General features: G+C 69.6%; 7 protein-coding genes. 6 read left to right on the top strand and 1 reads right to left on the bottom strand.

Annotation, left to right across the window (positions count from 1 at the left end):
* Window positions 1-6 precede the first annotated feature (6 nt).
* A complete protein-coding gene (locus ON37_RS03995; protein ID WP_051031180.1) occupies window positions 7-1,899 on the top strand; it encodes an ABC transporter ATP-binding protein in 1,893 nt (630 codons plus the stop codon).
* Window positions 1,896-3,626, top strand: a complete 1,731-nt coding sequence (locus tag ON37_RS04000) for an ABC transporter ATP-binding protein (protein ID WP_040716795.1) — start codon at window positions 1,896-1,898, stop codon at window positions 3,624-3,626. Before ON37_RS03995 ends, ON37_RS04000 begins: the two co-directional genes overlap by 4 nt.
* 122 nt (window positions 3,627-3,748) lie before the next feature.
* Here the strand turns inward: ON37_RS04000 and ON37_RS04005 are convergent, their stop codons facing one another.
* The gene (locus ON37_RS04005; protein ID WP_040716798.1) at window positions 3,749-4,447 is read right to left on the bottom strand and encodes a siderophore-interacting protein; all 699 of its coding nucleotides are present in this window, start codon (window positions 4,445-4,447) and stop codon (window positions 3,749-3,751) included.
* Between the two features lie 145 nt (window positions 4,448-4,592).
* Here ON37_RS04005 and ON37_RS04010 point away from each other — a divergent pair, with 145 nt between their 5' ends.
* From ON37_RS04010 to ON37_RS04025, 4 genes are all read left to right on the top strand, one after another.
* Complete coding sequence (locus ON37_RS04010) at window positions 4,593-8,060, top strand: non-ribosomal peptide synthetase (RefSeq protein ID WP_040716800.1); 3,468 nt, start codon at window positions 4,593-4,595, stop codon at window positions 8,058-8,060.
* Window positions 8,061-8,102: 42 nt separating this feature from the next.
* On the top strand, window positions 8,103-14,288 hold the full coding sequence (locus tag ON37_RS04015) for a non-ribosomal peptide synthetase (RefSeq protein ID WP_040716803.1): 6,186 nt from the start codon (window positions 8,103-8,105) through the stop codon (window positions 14,286-14,288).
* A 43-nt stretch (window positions 14,289-14,331) separates the two neighbouring features.
* Window positions 14,332-15,087 (top strand): thioesterase II family protein, encoded by a 756-nt coding sequence (locus ON37_RS04020; protein WP_040716805.1) that lies wholly within the window; start codon window positions 14,332-14,334, stop codon window positions 15,085-15,087.
* A 2-nt stretch (window positions 15,088-15,089) separates the two neighbouring features.
* Window positions 15,090-16,409, top strand: a 1,320-nt coding sequence (locus ON37_RS04025) for a beta-ketoacyl [acyl carrier protein] synthase domain-containing protein (protein WP_051031181.1), incomplete at its 3' end; no start/stop codon positions are given.

Below are 16,409 nucleotides of genomic sequence, written 5' to 3' on the forward strand. Positions count from 1 at the left end.
GGACTGATGACGGTTCAGACCGCGGAGCCGGCCGAGCCGGACGCCTCGGAGGCGAGGGAGAAGGCCGCGCCCGACACCGCGCTGGAGCCGGATCGGGTCGCGCTCAAACAGCAACGCCGGGCCGACGGTATCGCCCGCAAGCAGGTCCTCGCCCCGGTCAGCGGCGCGCTGACGCTGGCCGGTCTGGTGATCGTGCTCTCCTCCGTGTGCGCGGTGGTGCCGTTCATCCTGATCGTCGAGGCATGCCGGGAACTGCTGGGCCGGCCGATCGACGAGGGCCGGGTCTGGGGGCTGGTGATCGCGGCGGTCGTGGTGCTGGCGCTGCGCGGTCTACTGCAGGCCGCGGCGCTGGTGTGGACCCATCTGGTGGACGCGTCGTTCCAGCTCACGCTGCGCCAGCTGTTGGCCGCCAAGCTCACCCGGGTGCCGCTGGGCTGGTTCACCGACCGCAGTTCCGGCGAGGTGAAGAAGTTCCTGCAGGACGATGTCGAGGCCCTGCACTACCTGATCGCACACGCGCGCCTGGAATTCGTCGGCGCGGTCACCGTCCAGCTGGTCGCCCTGATCTACCTGTTCACCGTCGATTGGCGCCTGACGCTCATCCTGCTCGTCCCGCTCCTGCTCTACACCCGCGGCCTGGCCGCGATGATGGGTAAGGCGCATCAGGAGCGGTTCGCGGTCTTCGACGCGAACGAGCGCCGGATCGAACAATCGCTCATCGAATTCGTCGACGGCATTCAGGTGGTGCGAGCCTTCGGCCGGGCGCGCAAGGCGCACAGCACCTTTCAGCGTGCCGTCGACGACACCGCGGCGAGTTTGCTGGCGTGGAAGACACCGATGACCAAACTGCAGTCGGCGGCCGAGATCCTGCTGACCCCGGCCCTGCTGATGCTGGTAGTGGTGGTCGCCGGCCTCGGCTTCGCCGATCTGGGATGGATGGATCCGGTCGACATCCTGCCCTTCCTGCTGCTCGGAATCGGTTTGGGCAGTGCGCTCCTCGGCATCGGGTTCGGCGGGCAGGCGCTGCGCGAGGGTGGTGCGGCCGCACTGCGGCTCCATCAGCTGCAGCAGACGCCGGAGCTGGCCACCCGCACCGGCGACGAGACCGACCCCGCCGCGACCGCCAACCCGGCGACCGGGCGGACCGTGCGCTTCGAGCAGGTCAGCTTCGGCTACCGGTCCGACCGAACCGTGTTGCGCGGCGTGGATTTCGAACTCGCGCCCGGCACCATCACCGCGCTGGTGGGACCGAGCGGGTCGGGCAAATCCACCCTCGCCCGGCTGCTGCCCCGCTTCTACGATGTGACCTCCGGTCGGATCACTCTGGACGGCAAGGATATTCGCGAGTTCCCGACCGCCGAGCTGTACCGTACGGTGGGTTTCGTCCTGCAGGACGTGCGGATGATTCGCGGCACGATCCGGGACAACATCGCGCTGGCCCGGCCGGATGCCGACAGCGCGGCGATCGAACGGGCCGCCCGCGCAGCGCAGATCCACGAGCGGATTCTGCAGCTGCCGCGCGGCTACGACTCCGAGATCGGTGTCGACGCGGTGCTGTCCGGTGGTGAGGCACAGCGGCTCTCCATCGCCCGCACCCTGCTGGCCGACACCCCCGTCCTGGTGTTGGACGAGGCCACCGCCTTCGCGGACCCGGAATCCGAAGCCGCCGTGCAGGACGCGCTGGCGGAGCTGGTCGCGGGCCGCACCGTGCTGGTGATCGCGCACCGCTTGCACACGATCACCGGGGTGGACCGGATTCTGGTGCTGGACAACGGCGTCATCGTCGAATCCGGCGATCATGCGAGCCTGGCCGCGGCCGGCGGGCTCTACCAGCGGCTCTGGGAACAGAACCGGACCTCGATGGCCGCCGTCGGCCACGACGAAGGAGAACTGCGGTGATCCGGAAGATCTTCGCCCTCGTTCCGCCGGACCTGCGCCGCTATGTGCCGCGTCACCTGGCTCTGATCACCGCCGGCGCGCTGGGCCAGATCGCCGCCTATCTACTGCTGATCCCCGTGCTCGAGGCGCTGTTCGACGGTGATTTCGGCCGGGCCTGGCGCTGGACCGCGTGGTTGGCGCTAGCGGTGCTCGTCGCCTCGGTGTGCTCGTATCAGCAGTTGCTGGTGGGCCTGCGGATCGGTGTCGGCATGTTGCGTGGTGTGCAGACCCGCCTCGGTGATCATCTGAGCACGCTGCCGCTCGGCTGGTTCGCCACCGCGAACGCCGGATCCATCTCGCGGATGGTGGTCGGCGGCGTGCGCGAAATCCTCAGCGTGGTCAACTATCTGCTGGCCCCGGTGCTGACCGCCGTACTCGTTCCGGTGGGTGTCGCCGTCGGCGTCGCCTTCATCGACTGGCGGATCGCCCTGGCCATGCTGCTCAGCCTGCCGGTGCTGCTGCTGGTCAGCCGCTGGGCCAACAACAGCTACACCCGGGCGGACCGGCGACTGGACGCCGCGATGGGGGAGGCGAACGCGCGGGTCGTGGAGTTCGCGCAGGCACAACCGGTGCTGCGGGCCTTCGGCGCGGTCGGCGCCGGGAACCGGGCGCTCACCAAGGCGCTGCGCGAACAGCAGGGCGCGGCCAAGCGGATGATCTTCGCCGGCATACCGGGCCTGATGGTCTTCGCGCTGTGCGTACAGATCGTTTTCCTGGTCGTGGTGTCCGTTGTCGTGGCTCGCGGCACCGGCGGTGAGTTGTCGATTCCGGCGACGATCGCGCTGATCGCGGTGAGCTCCCGATTCATCGAGCCGATCAACCGGGCCGCCCAGTTGAGCACCGCGATCCGCAGCGCCGGCGACGCGGCCGACCGGATCACCGCCTTCCTGGCCGAACGCGATCTGGCCGAGGCCGCCGAACCGGTCGTCCCCGGACCGCCCGAGATCGTCTTCGACAACGTCGAATTCGGTTACCGGGACGGGCAGAAGGTCATCGACGGGATCTCGTTCACCGTCCCCAGCGGCACCACCACGGCTATCGTCGGCCCGTCGGGCGGTGGGAAGACCACGCTGCTGAAGCTGGCGTCCCGGTTCTACGACGTCGGCTCCGGCACCATCACCGTCGGCGGTCACGATGTGCGCCGGCAGCCGTCGGAAACCCTGCTGCGGCAGGTGTCGCTGGTCTTCCAGGACGTCTACCTGTTCAATGAGACCATCGCCGACAACATCCGGATCGGCAATCCGGACGCGACCCCGGAGCAGGTGCGCCGGGCCGCGGAGATCGCGCGCGTCGACGAGATCGTCGAGCACCTGCCCGACGGTTGGGATTCGCTGGTCGGGGAGGGCGGTGCGGCTCTGTCCGGCGGTGAGCGCCAACGGGTTTCGATCGCCCGCGCCCTGCTCAAGGATGCGCCGATCGTGTTGCTGGACGAGGCGACGAGCGCACTGGACCCGCACAGCGAGGCGGCGGTGGTGCGCGGCATCCACGAGCTGACCCGGGACAAGACCGTGGTCGTGGTGGCGCATCGGCTGGACACCATCGCCCACGCCGACCAGATTCTGTTCGTCGAGGGCGGCCGGATCGTCGAACGCGGTACGCACGCCGAACTTCTCGAACTCGGCGGCCGTTATGCGGCGTTCTGGTCCGAGCGCTCGCGGGCGTCGGGCTGGCACCTGGTGTCGGCCTGAGCATTACGGCGTCGGCGGCTCTCGAGGCCCCGAACTTTTCGTGCAAGCCTCCGCGGCAATGCGGGAACACCGCAAAACAGCGAGGTTTGCACGATCTGTTCGGCAACGGCAGCCGGTTCGGCTCAGCGCCAGTAACCGCGGGTGGCGATATTGTGTTTCGGCAGTTTGGTTTTCAGCGATTTGGTGATGGCGCGGGTGGTCGCCGCATCGCAGGCCGCCCAGCCGAATGCGTCGGGCGCGCAGCTCACCGATTCGGCGGCCTGCCGCAGCAACTGCCCGTAGTTGACCCGCTGCACCCACGTCACCTCGGTCTTCGGCCCGGTGCGCACCGGCAGTTCCTGCTCGGATTCCTCCTGCCATTCCAGCCAGACCCGGGCGGGTGTTTCGCCGATCGCGTCCAGTAGCGAGTTGATCGCCGGCAGCGACGCGCTGTCGCCGAAGATCACGAATTCCGACGGCATCGGTTCGGGTATCGCGAATTTCGAACCCATCACGGTCGCGTCGACGACATCACCGACGGACGCGTTCTCCGCCCAGCGCGAGGCCGGTCCACCGTGCAGCGCGAATTCGATATCGAAGCTGTCGCGGGCGGGATCCGGATCGACCAGGGTGTAGCCGCGCTGCTGCAGGTTGCCGTTGTCGTCGGGAAACCAGATGCGGATCCACTGCGTCGGGTGTACCGGATGATCGGCGAGCAATCCGCCGCCGGAGAAGCCGAGCCGCAGGTATTTCTCGCTGACTCGCCCCACCGAGGTGACGGTCAGTCGGTAGTCGTCCGCGCGCAGCGCCTTCAGGATGACGCCGTTGATGCCTTTGCCCATGGGGTTAGGGTAGCTGGGTTAGGTTAGCCAAACCACACCCCTACGGTGAGGCGGGTGCGGTAGGTTACTATGCTGTGAGGTTAGGCAAGCCTAGCCTTTGAAATATGTGGTGAGGCCCGATGTCGGCCGGTGAGGAGTTCGTCTGATGCTCGGCAAGGCTGAGATTCGTGACATCGTGGCGGCGGAGCTGGGAATCCCATCGGAGGCGATCGGCGACCACGACGATCTGGTCGGCCTGGGCATGCACTCCATGAAACTGATGCGCCTGGCCGGCCGCTGGCGCAAGCAGGGCCACGAAATCCGCAGTTCCGAGCTCGCGCTGTCGCCGACGATCGCCGCCTGGGCCGAATTACTCGGCGACCCCGGCGAACCGGCGCCGGCCGCGCCCACCTCGGAAGCCACCGCCGAACTCGTCGACGGCGACGAATTCCCCCTCGCCACAATGCAACACGCCTACTGGGTGGGGCGCCGTCAGGATCAGCGGCTCGGCGGTGTGGCCGCGCACCTGTACGTCGAATTCGACGGCCGCGGCCTGGACGCCGACCGCCTGGGCCGGGCGGTCGACCGCCTGGTGCGTCGCCATCCGCAGCTGCGGGTGCAGTTCACCGACGCCGGCACCCAGCGGGTACTGCCCGAGCCGTTGCTGCCGGTATTCCACGTCGAGGATCTGCGCGAGGTCGCCGATCCGGACGCGGAGCTGGAACGGATCCGGCAGCACAAGAGCCATCAGCGGATGGACGTGGCGTCCGGACAGGTCGTCGATATCACTGTCACCCTGCTGCCCGACGGCGCGAACCGCATCCACGTCGACGTCGACATGCTCGCCGGCGATGCGCTGAGCTACCGCCGCATCCTCGACGATCTGGCCGCGCTCTACGACAGCGACGCCGACCCCGCCGACCGCATCGGCTACACCTTCCGGGAATACCTGGCCGCGAAAGACCGCACCGCGCCGGACAATTCGGCCGCCAAGGCCTGGTGGGAGCAGCGCCTGGCGGAGCTGCCCGACATCCCGTCCCTGCCGGTCGTGCCCGAGGACGAGCGTCGCGATCCCGCGCGCAGCATCCGCCTGCACCACTGGTTCTCGCCCACGGCGAAGGCCGGATTCGACAAGGTCGCGCACAGCCACGGCGTCACTCCCGCGGTCGCGCTGGCCACGGTCTTCTCCGAAGTGATCGCCCGCTGGTCGGCCCGGCAGCGCTTCCTGCTGAACGTGCCGCTGTTCGACCGCGAGCCGCTGCACGACGACATCGACCGGGTGGTGGGTGATTTCACCAATTCGGTGCTGGTCGACGTCGATGCGCGCGCATCCGAGTCGGCCGTCGAGCGCGCCAAACGGTTGCAGCGCGAATTGCACACGTGCGCGGTCCATTCCGGCTACGAGGGTCTGGACGTCCTGCGCGACCTCGGCCGGTTGCGCGGCGGCCCGGTCACCCCGTCGGTGGTGTTCACCTCGGGCCTGGACCTGGGTGAACTGTTCTCCGACCGGGTGACCGCGCTGTTCGGCGAACCGGTGTGGATTCTCTCGCAGGGCCCACAGGTCGATCTCGACGCCCAGGCGGCCGAGCTCGGCGGCGGCCTGCTGGTGAACTGGGACGTGCGGCGCGACGCGATGCCGGCCGGGGTGGTCGAGGCGATGTTCGCCGAATTCCGGCGGCTGCTGCTGACCCTGGCCGAACCCGGCGCGGACTGGACCGCGCCGCTGTCCATCGCGCTGCCGCAAGCCCAGCGTGCGGTCCGCGAACGGGTGAACGACACCCGCACCGCGTGGCAGCCGCGCACCCTGCACGATGCCTTCTTCGACCGCGCCCGCCGCCACCCCGACGCCGAGGCGCTGCGCTGGCGCGACGGCCAGTCGAGCTACGGTGAACTGGCCGATCAGGCGCTCGCAGTGGGGGCGGCGCTGGTCGACGCGGGGGTTCGTCCCGGCGATCCCGTGGCGGTGGTAATTCCCAAGGGCTACCGGCAGATTCCCGCTGTGCTGGGCGTGCTCGCCGCCGGGGCGGCGTATGTGCCGATCGGCACCGGCCAGCCGCCTGCCCGCCGCGATCGGATCCTGGCCCGGGCCGGTGCCCGGGTCGCGCTCACCGACGCGGTCGCCGATCTGCCCGCCGGCGTGACAGCCCTCGACCTGACCGACGCGCTGGGCGGCCGCCGGCTGGAGCGGGCGGCGCCGACCGATCCGGACGCCCTCGCCTACATCCTGTTCACCTCGGGATCGACCGGCGAGCCGAAGGGCGTGGAGGTGAGCCACCGCGCCGCCGCTAACACCATCGACGCGCTCGCAACACATTTCGCCATGGACGACCGCGCCCGGCTGCTCGGTCTGTCCTCGCTGGAATTCGACCTGTCGGTCTTCGACATCTTCGCCCCGCTGGCCCTCGGCGGCGCGCTCGTCTGCGTCGACGCCGACATCGAGCGGGACGCCCAGGCGTGGGCGCGGCTGATCGCGGACTTCGGGGTGAGCGTGCTCAACTGCGCGCCCGGATTGCTCGGCATGCTGCTCGACGCCACCGCCGACACCCCCGAGCGACTGGCCTCGCTGCGACTGGTCGTCACCGGCGGCGACCGCGTGGACACCGATCTCGCGCATCGGTGGCGCGCGGCGGTGCCGGGACTGCGGTTCGCCGGTCTGGGCGGCGCCACCGAGGCCGCCATCCATTCGACGGTCTGCGAGGTCACCGACGCCTTCCCCGCCGGCCGCCCCGCGGTGCCCTACGGCACACCGCTGGCGAATGTGGCGATGCGGGTGGTGAACGAGCGCGGTGAGGACTGCCCGGACTGGGTGGTGGGCGAACTGTGGATCGGCGGAACCAGTGTCGCGGACGGATATCGCGGCGACCCGGAGCGCACCGCCGAACGCTTCGTCGAGCACGCTGGGCTGCGGTGGTACCGCACCGGCGATCTGGCCCGCTATCTGCCCGACGGCACCGTCGACTTCCTCGGCCGTGCCGACCATCAGGTCAAGATTCGCGGTTACCGGGTCGAACTCGGTGAGGTCGAGACGGCACTCACCACGCTCGCACCGGTACGGCAGGCGGTCGCGATCGTGACCGCGTCCGGCCGGCTGGCCGCCGCGGTGCGGGCCGACGACACCGCCGTCGGCGCGGACGAACTGCGCGCCGGATTACGGGAACTGCTTCCGGCGCACATGATTCCGGACCTGATCGAGGTCGTCGAGACGATTCCGCTGACCCCCAACGGCAAGCTGGACCGCGCCGCGATACGCAGACTGATCGAGGCCGGTGCGGCCGACGCCACCGCGGCCGCGGTGCCGCCGGCCGACGAGGTCGAGGCGGCGCTGGCCTATATCGCGGCCCAGATTCTCGGCGTGGAAGCGGTCGGCGTCGAATCCGACTTCTTCGAAATCGGTGGCAACTCGATCCTGGCCACCACCCTCACCGCCAAGGTGCGCGGTCTGCTCGCGGTCGAGAAATTCGGTGTGACACAGGTTTTCGCGGGACGCACCGTGCGCCGGATCGCCGCCGAGCTGCGGGCCGCCGAGGCCGCACCGGGACGGTTGGCGCAGGTCTCGCGGATCCTGCTGGAGCTGGCCGGCGTACCGGCGCCGACCGGTGCGGCAGCGCTCGCCACCGCCGGGGCCGGGAACTGACCCGCGCCCCGAGTTTTCGTCGTAGACAGATTGGTTCGTCAGATGCGTTCGCTGGAAGACCTGCAGGTAGCGATGGCGGCTCGGCTCGCCGAGGAAGGTTTGGCCACCGCGGCGGCCGTGCCGGTACGCCGCGATCGCGAGCGGGCGCCGCTGTCGTTCGGGCAGCGCTATGTGTGGGCGCACCAGCAGATTTCGCCCGACAGTTCGGCATACAACCTCTGCCTGGCCCTGACGTTCGAGGGTCCGGTCGACGCCGCGGCCCTGCGAACCGCCTTCGCCGCCCTGGTCGAGCGGCACGAGGTGTTGCGCACCACCTATCACATCGATGCCGACGGTGAGCCCTACCAGCGCATCCATTCGGATCTGCCGCCGCGGCTGGTGGACGAGGATCTGACCGGACTGGACGAAACCGTCGCCCGCCGGCGATTACGCGACCTGACCGAGGCCGCCGCCCGGGAAACCTTCGACCTGACCGCGGAATCGTCGCTGCGCGTCACCTTCGTTCGGCTCCGCCCGCAGGAGCTGGTCGCGGTCGTGGTGATCCAGCACATCGCCTGGGACGGGATGACCCTGCCGGCGTTGTCGCGCGATGTGGAGAACTTCTACCGCCAGGCGACGACCGGAACGGTCCGGGTCGAGCCGCTGCGGCTGCAGGTCGCCGATTTCGCCGAGTGGGAGGCCGACCGGTTCGCCGCCGACGACCACGACGAGGAGATCCGCTTCTGGCAGAGCCGGTTCGACGGCGAACTGCCGGAGCTGCAACTGCCCTACGATCGCCGACCGGTGGCCGCCACCGAACGTGGCGAACGTTGCGATCGCCCGCTGAGCCCCGCCGCGGACGCCGCCTTGCGCCGGCTCACCGCCGAGCTGCGGACCACCCCCTTCTCGGTATTCCTCGCCGCCTATTACGTGGCGCTGCGGGAGATGACCGGCCGCACCGACATGGTCATCGGCACTACGGTGGCCAATCGCGAAGAGGCCGGTATGGAGCTGCTGATCGGCAATCTCAGCAATATGCTCCCGCTGCATATCGCCGGTCGCGACGAGTCGCGCTTCGCGGATCTGGTCGAGCAGGTGCGCGGGGTGATCACGGACGCGTTCGGGCACAAGCATTTTCCGCAGGAAGGCATCGTGCGCGCGGTGAACGCCGCGACCGGCAATGTCGGATCGAACCTGTTCGACACCATGGTGTTGTTCCTGCATCAGAAGATCGACGGTCCGCAGCTGCCGGGCGTGACGACCCGATGGGAGCTGATGCACAACGGCGCCGCGCTGCTGCCGCTGGTGGTCGAGACCTTCATGCACAGCGACCGCACCGACGTCCAGATCACCTATCGCACCGACCTTTTCGACGCGGTCACCATCGACCGCCTGCACGAGTACATCGATCTGGTCCTGGCCGCCGCGACGGTCGAGCGGCGGGTGGCGGAGCTGGCGGCCCTGTCGGTCACCGACCGCAAGGCGCTCGACGAGTGGTCGCACGGCACGTCCGTGCCGATCGAGGCGGACACCGCCGACGCCATGATCCGCGCCTCGGCCCGCGACTACCCCGATCGCACCGCGGTGGTATTCGGCGACATCGAACTGACGTACCGCGAATTCGATTGCCGGGTCAATCGGCTCGCGCGGCTGTTGCTGGCGGACGGCGTGCGTCCGGGCGATCGGGTCGGGGTCTACGCCGAGCGCAGCGAACGGCTGCCGATCGCGTTCGCGGCGGTGCTGCGGGTCGGCGCGGTGTACTTCCCGGTCGATCCCAGCTATCCGCTCGACCGGATCGAATACATGCTCGCCGACGCGCAGCCGACGCTGCTGCTGGTATCGGCGGACAAGGAGCTCGGCGTCGAGATCGACATCCCCACCGTCGATCTCACCGACGCCGCGGTGCTCGAACGGCTCGATGCCCTGGACGGATCGGAACTGCCGACCGAACAGCTTCCGCGACCGTTGCATCCGCTCGACGCCGCCTATCTGCTCTACACCTCCGGTACCACCGGCCGGCCCAAGGGCGTGGTGATCCACCACCGCGGGATCGCCAATCACGTGCAGTGGATGCGCGACTACCTCGGATTCGGCGAGGAGCGCATCCTGCAGAAGGCGCCGATCGGCTTCGACGTCTCGGTCTTCGAGCTGGTGAACGCGTTGTGCACCGGGTCGGCGACCGTCCTGCCGCCGCCGCAGTGGTGGCAGGCCGATGTGGAGGCGCTCGCCGAGATCATCCATCGGCATCGGATCACCCAGATCTCGTTGGTGCCCAGCGTGGTTCGCGCCTTCATCGACGCCGGGCCCGATCCGGCGCGGCTGCAGTCGATGCGGTACGTGTACCTCGGCGGCGAGGCGGTCCCGCCGGCGCTGGTCGAGGAGTCGAGCCGGTTCTTCGGGGGTACAGTGCTCGGCCTGTACGGCCCCACCGAGGGGTCCATGGACCTGATGCACGAGGATTTCGCCGGTCGCGCGCCGACCACCGACGGCGCCCTCGAAGCAGGCGGTGCCGTCGAAGCAGGCGGTGTCCTCGAACCGGCGTTGATCGGCCGGCCCGAATGGAATTCGTCGGTCTATGTGCTCGACGAGCAACTGCGGCAGGTGCCGCCGGGGGTGATCGGTGAGCTCTATCTGGGTGGTGTGCAGTTGGCACGGGGCTATCACCGGCGCCCCGATCTGACCGCGGCCGCCTTCGTGGCCTGCCCGTTCGCCGGTGAACCCGGGGCTCGGATGTATCGCACCGGCGATATCGTCCGGTGGAACTCTCAGGGCCGGATGGAGTACCTGGGCCGGGTCGACGATCAGGTGAAGGTGCGCGGGCATCGCATCGAACTGGGCGAGATCGGCACCGTGCTGCGGCGCCTGCCCGGTATCGCCTCGGCCGTCGCGATCACCGTGCCGCAGGGCGACCGCGCTCACGACCTGGCCTTGGTGGCCTACTATGTGCCCGAAGCGAATTCGGTGTTCGCCACCGGTAGCGACGCCGACAACGGTGAGCAGATCAAGGCCGCGTTGGCGCAGCGCCTGCCGGAGTACATGATCCCCACCGCACTGGTGCGACTCGCCGAACTGCCGCTGACCGCGAACGGCAAACTCGATCGCCGGGCACTGCCGCGGCCCGACCTCGGCGGCAGCACCGGCCACGGCCGTGAGCTGCGCGCCGGCGCCGAAACCGCGGTCGCGGAGGTGGTGCGCGCGGTGCTGCATCTGGCCGCCGACGCCCCGCTGGCCGCCGACGACGACTTCCTCGCCCTCGGCGGCGACTCCATCAGCGCTATCCGAATGGCCTCGGCACTGAAGAAGTACGGGTTGGGGATCACCACCAGTGCCCTGTTCGACGCCCGCACCATCGCCCGCATCGCGGCCGCATGCGAGCCCATCGTCGAGGGAAGCGGGCCGGCGCTGGTGGGGGTGGGCGAGTGGTCCGGGTGGATTCCGCTCAATCCGATCGCCACCCTGCTCACCGAGCAATCCGACGCCTACCACGCGTACAGCCAGGCCACCGCGGTCGTGACGCCGCCGCACAGTGATCCGGACCAGGTGTCGCGGGTCGTCTCGGCGCTGGTCGCCCGCCACCCCGTCCTCCGGGCCCGGCTCGCCACCGATCCCGACGGCCGGACGGCGCTGTACGTGCCGGGACCTGGGGAACCGTGCGCCGAACCGACGGTCGCCGAGGTCGTGATCGACGACGAACAGTGGGACCGCACGGCCGGGTCGGAGCTGACGGCTCGGCTCGCCCGGACGAGTGCCCAGCTGGACCCCGCGGCCGGGCGCATGGTGGCCGCGGTGCGGGTGCGTTCGGCGAGCGGCGCGCAGGGCCGGTTGCTGCTGGTGATCCACCACCTCGTCGTGGACGGGGTGTCCTGGCGGGTCCTGCACGACGACCTGCGCAGCCTGTGGGGGGCGGACCCCGCGACCGTACAGCCGCACGAGGGAACCTCGGTCAAGACCTGGAACACCAGCCTCGCCCACCTCGCGACCAGCGACGCGATCGTCGAGACCCTGCCGTATTGGCGCGCCGCCGCCGCGGCCGTCGACCCGCTGCTGGGCAGCCGGGCCCTGGATCCGGCCGTCGACACCGTCGCGACCGTGCGCGAGGTCACCACGACTCTGGACGCGGACGACACGGCCTTCCTGATGGGCAGTGCCACCACCGCTTTCGGCTGCGATTTCCTCGACATCCAGGTCGCCGCGTTGGCCGTCGCGATCCACCGGTTCCGGCGGCGCCGCGACACCGACGCACCGGCGGTATCGGTGACGATGGAACGGCACGGGCGGGTGGAGACCCTGTTCGACGGAGTCGATCTGGCCAATACCGTGGGCTGGTTCACCACCGCCTATCCGGTCTCACTGCACCTTCCCGATGCCGGCGAGCGGATCGAACCCGCCGTCAAGGCGGTCAAGGAGCAACTGCTCGCGGTGCCCGAATCCGGGATCGGCTGGGGGCTGCTGCGCTGGCTCAATCCCGAAACCCGTGGCCAACTGGCGGACTCGCCGGCCCCGCAGGTGAGTTTCAACTACATGGGCCGGTTCGCCGCGCCGGACTCCGCTGCCGGGGAAGCCGCGCAGATCTGGTCGGCCGCACCGGAATTCGGCTACCTGGGCGGCCACGCCGATCCGGCCATGCCGGCGCCGGCGCTGCTGGATGTCAACACCGTCGCGTTGGCCGACGGGGACAGTGTGCGGTTGCACGCCTCGCTGCGTTTCCCGTCCGGCCCGCTGTCCGACGAGGTCGTGCGCGAGCTGGCGGAATTGTGGACCGAGGGCCTGCGCGAACTGGTGAAGACCGTGCGCGACAACCCCGTTCGCCGCCTCACGCCCAGTGATGTGGTCGCCGACGAGGTCACGCAGCTGGATCTGGACCGCTGGCAGTCGATGTATCCGGGCTGCGTGGACGTCTATCCGCTGGCGCCGCTGCAGGCCGGTCTGTATTTCACCGCGCTCGGCTCCGGCGGCAGCGACGTCTACAACGTGCAGACGCTGATCGGGGTGCGCGGGCGGTTGGACCTGCCGCGGCTGGCACAGGCATTCGACACCGTGCTGAACCACTATCCCAATCTGCGCGTGTCGATTTCGGTGTCGCACGCCGGCCGGCCCTATGCGGTGGTGGCGGATCGGATGCAGATCCCGGTGCGCGAACTCGACTTCGCCGCACTGCCGGACGCGGACCAGCGGCTGCAGGAATTCTTCCGGGCCGACCAGGCCGAACATTTCGATCTGTCGCACGGCCCGTTGCTGCGCGTGACGGTGGTCCATCTCCCCGAGGAACGGCACATGGTCGTGCTGACCTCCCACCACCTGCTCACCGACGGCTGGTCCGGCCAGCTGCTGCCGCGCGAGATCTTCGCCGAATACGCCGGTCGCGAGGGACAACCGCTCGGTGATCCGGATACCTTCGCCACCTTCCTGCGCCACACCCGTGAGCGCGAGGCGGCCACCGAGGCGGCCTGGCGCGACTACCTCGACGGCGTGCAGCCGTGCCTCGTGGCGCCCACCCGCACCCCCGACAGCGGCGGCGTTCCGGCGGGGCGGTCGTTCGCCATCGACGACGAGCTGGTCGCTCGCGCCACCGAGCTCGCCGCCGAACTGGGCACCACCTTCAGCCTGGTCTGTCAGCTGGCCTGGGCGAATGCCCTGCGCTACGTCACCGGTGAGCAGACGACGGTGTTCGGCGAGGTGGTGTCGGGCCGCCCGGCGGACCTGGACGGGGTCGACCACGCCGTCGGGTGTTTCGCCAACACCATTCCGGTCGCGATCGACCTGGCCGGACCACGTACCTGGCGCGACCACCTCGCCGAGTTGCAGCGGCACCGGGTGGATCTCATGGAATACCACCAGTATCGGCTCACCTCGGCCATGCGGGCCGCCGCCGGCGCATCCGGTGGTGCGCGCAAACTCTTCGACAGCATGTTCGTCTTCCAGTCCTATCCGCCGGGGCGGCACGAGCTCGAAACCGCGCTGCGCGCAGGCGGTTTGGAACTGGAGTCGTTCGAGGGCGGCGGCGCCACCGACAATGCGCTGCTGTTGATGATCTTCCCGGCGAATTCCCTGCTGCCGGCGGATGCGGTGCAGGCGGTGGTGTTCTACGCCGAGGACAGCTTCGAGGCCGACGACGCCCGCATCATCGCCGACGCCTTCCACAACACCCTGCGCGCCATCGCCGAACAGCCGGATCGGCCGGTCGCCGACACGGTCGTCCTCGACGAGGAGGACCAGGGCCTGCTCGTGATGCGGCGGATGTGGCAGTGACACAAGACGACAGGCGGGGGATCGACATGAGGAGAGCACGACGATGACGACGACGGCACCCGGCTGGATCCGGCAGTTCCACAAACCGCGTGGGGCGAACCCGCCACTGCTCATCTGCCCGCACGCGGGTGGTGGCGCCTCGACCTACCGGCCGTTCTCGGCGGCGCTGCGCGATCACTTCGACGTCGGCATCCTGCAGTACCCCGGCCGGCAGGACCGGGCCCGCGAGGCGGCGCTCGAGACGGTGCCGGCGATCGCGGAAGGGGCATTCGACGAATTCGCGCTCTCGCCGTGGAATCGGGACGAGCCGCTCACCGTCCTGGGCCACAGCATGGGCTCGATCGTCGCCTTCGAATTCGTTCGCCTCGCCGAATCCGAGGGAGTGCCGGTACGGCTGCTGGCCGTCTCGGGCGCGGTGGCACCCCAGCGCGTGGCCGACATGCCGAACCATCCGACCGAGGACGAACAGTTGCTCGACCATGTGGCCGGTCTGGAGGGCACGGGTTCGGATGTGCTCGGCAGCCGGGAGTTGATGCGGATGGCGTTGCCCGCGCTGAAAGCCGATTACGCCGCCTTCGACCGCTATTCGTGCCCGCCCGATGCGCGGGTGCACGCCCCGATCCAGGCGATGGGCGGTAGCGACGACGAATACGTGACGATGGGCGATCTCTACGGCTGGCAACAGCACACCGAATCGCATCTGCACGTGACGATGTTCGACGGCGGGCATTTCTACCTGCACGACCATGTGGAAGGTATCGCCGAGTTGCTCGTCGCGGAGCTGGAGACGGCGTCGTGAGGGTGGCGACCGAGGACAGCAGCGCGCGTCACCACGCCGGGGGCGGTGACGAGGATCCGATCGTCGTCAGCGGGCTGGCGGTCGAAGCGCCGGGCGGTATCGACACCCCGGCGCAGTTCTGGGCGGCGCTGTCCGAGGGCCGCGACCTCACCGGGCCCTTTCCGCGCGACCGCGGCTGGCCCCTCGCGCAACTGCTGACGCTGGGGCGGCGGGAGGGCTGGGCGGCGGTCTGCGATGCGGGCGGATTCCTCGACCGCGCAGCGGAATTCGATCCGGCGTTCTTCGGTATCACCCCTCGCGAGGCGGTCGCGATGGATCCGCAGCAGCGGGTCGCGCTGCGGGTCGCCTGGCGTGCGCTCGAGAACGCCGGCATCAATCCGGCCACCATCGACGGGGACGAGGTCGGCTGCTATATGGGCGCCTCGCCGACCGAATACGGTCCGCACGGCGCCGAGGTCAACGACTACAGCGGCTATCGTGCGGCCGGTGCGGCGCTGGGCGCGGTGGCCGGGCGCATCTCGAACTGTCTCGGCCTGGGCGGGCCCGCCATCGTGGTCGACACCGCCTGCGCCTCGTCGCTGTCGGCGCTGCATCTGGCCGTCGGCGCCATCCGCTCCGGTGAATGCGAGTGGGCTCTCGCCGGTGCCGTCTGCGTCATGGGTTCGCCCGCGGCCTTCTTCGAATTCTCCAAGGCGAACGCGCTGGCCTCGGACGGGCAGTGCAAACCGTATTCCGACGCCGCCGACGGCACACTGTGGGGTGAGGGCGCCGGAATCGTTGTGCTGGAACGGGAATCCCGGGCCCGCGCGCTCGGACATCGGATCTACGGGCGCGTCCTGGCGACCCGGGTCAATCACAACGGCGGCGGCGCGCCGATCGCCGTTCCGAGCAGCCGAGCGCAGGAGCGGCTGATCCGGGCCACCGTGGCGGCCGCGGGTATTTCGCCGGAGCTGGTCGGGATGATCGAGGGGCACGGCACCGCTACCGCGGTCGGTGATCCGCTGGAACTCGAGGCGCTGGGTCGGGTGTACGGCTCGGGGTCGGCCCGGCTGGGTTCGGTGAAATCCAACCTGGGGCACGCCCAGGCCGCCGCCGGCATGCTCGGTCTGATCAAGGTGCTGCTCAGCGGCTTGCACGGGCAGATCGCGCCGACCCGCTTCGCCGACAACCCCACCACGAAGGTGGACTGGGACGCGACGGGCCTGCGGCTGGCGGCGAAACCGGAACCGTGGCCCGCACACGACGGCCTGCGGTACGGAGCGGTGTCGTCGTTCGGGGTTTCGGGCACCAATGCCCATGCGTTGCTGGCCATTCCGGCCGAA

It is taken from the genome of Nocardia veterana NBRC 100344 (assembly GCF_000308855.1).
Classification (GTDB): domain Bacteria; phylum Actinomycetota; class Actinomycetes; order Mycobacteriales; family Mycobacteriaceae; genus Nocardia; species Nocardia veterana.

Bases quoted from the DNA above. Each gene is read 5' to 3' on its own strand.
- ON37_RS03995 (WP_051031180.1), top strand. From the start codon at position 7: ATGACGGTTCAGACCGCGGAGCCGGCCGAGCCGGACGCCTCGGAGGCG.
- ON37_RS04005 (WP_040716798.1), bottom strand. From the start codon at position 4,447: ATGGGCAAAGGCATCAACGGCGTCATCCTGAAGGCGCTGCGCGCGGAC.
- ON37_RS04010 (WP_040716800.1), top strand. From the start codon at position 4,593: ATGCTCGGCAAGGCTGAGATTCGTGACATCGTGGCGGCGGAGCTGGGA.
- ON37_RS04015 (WP_040716803.1), top strand. From the start codon at position 8,103: ATGCGTTCGCTGGAAGACCTGCAGGTAGCGATGGCGGCTCGGCTCGCC.
- ON37_RS04020 (WP_040716805.1), top strand. From the start codon at position 14,332: ATGACGACGACGGCACCCGGCTGGATCCGGCAGTTCCACAAACCGCGT.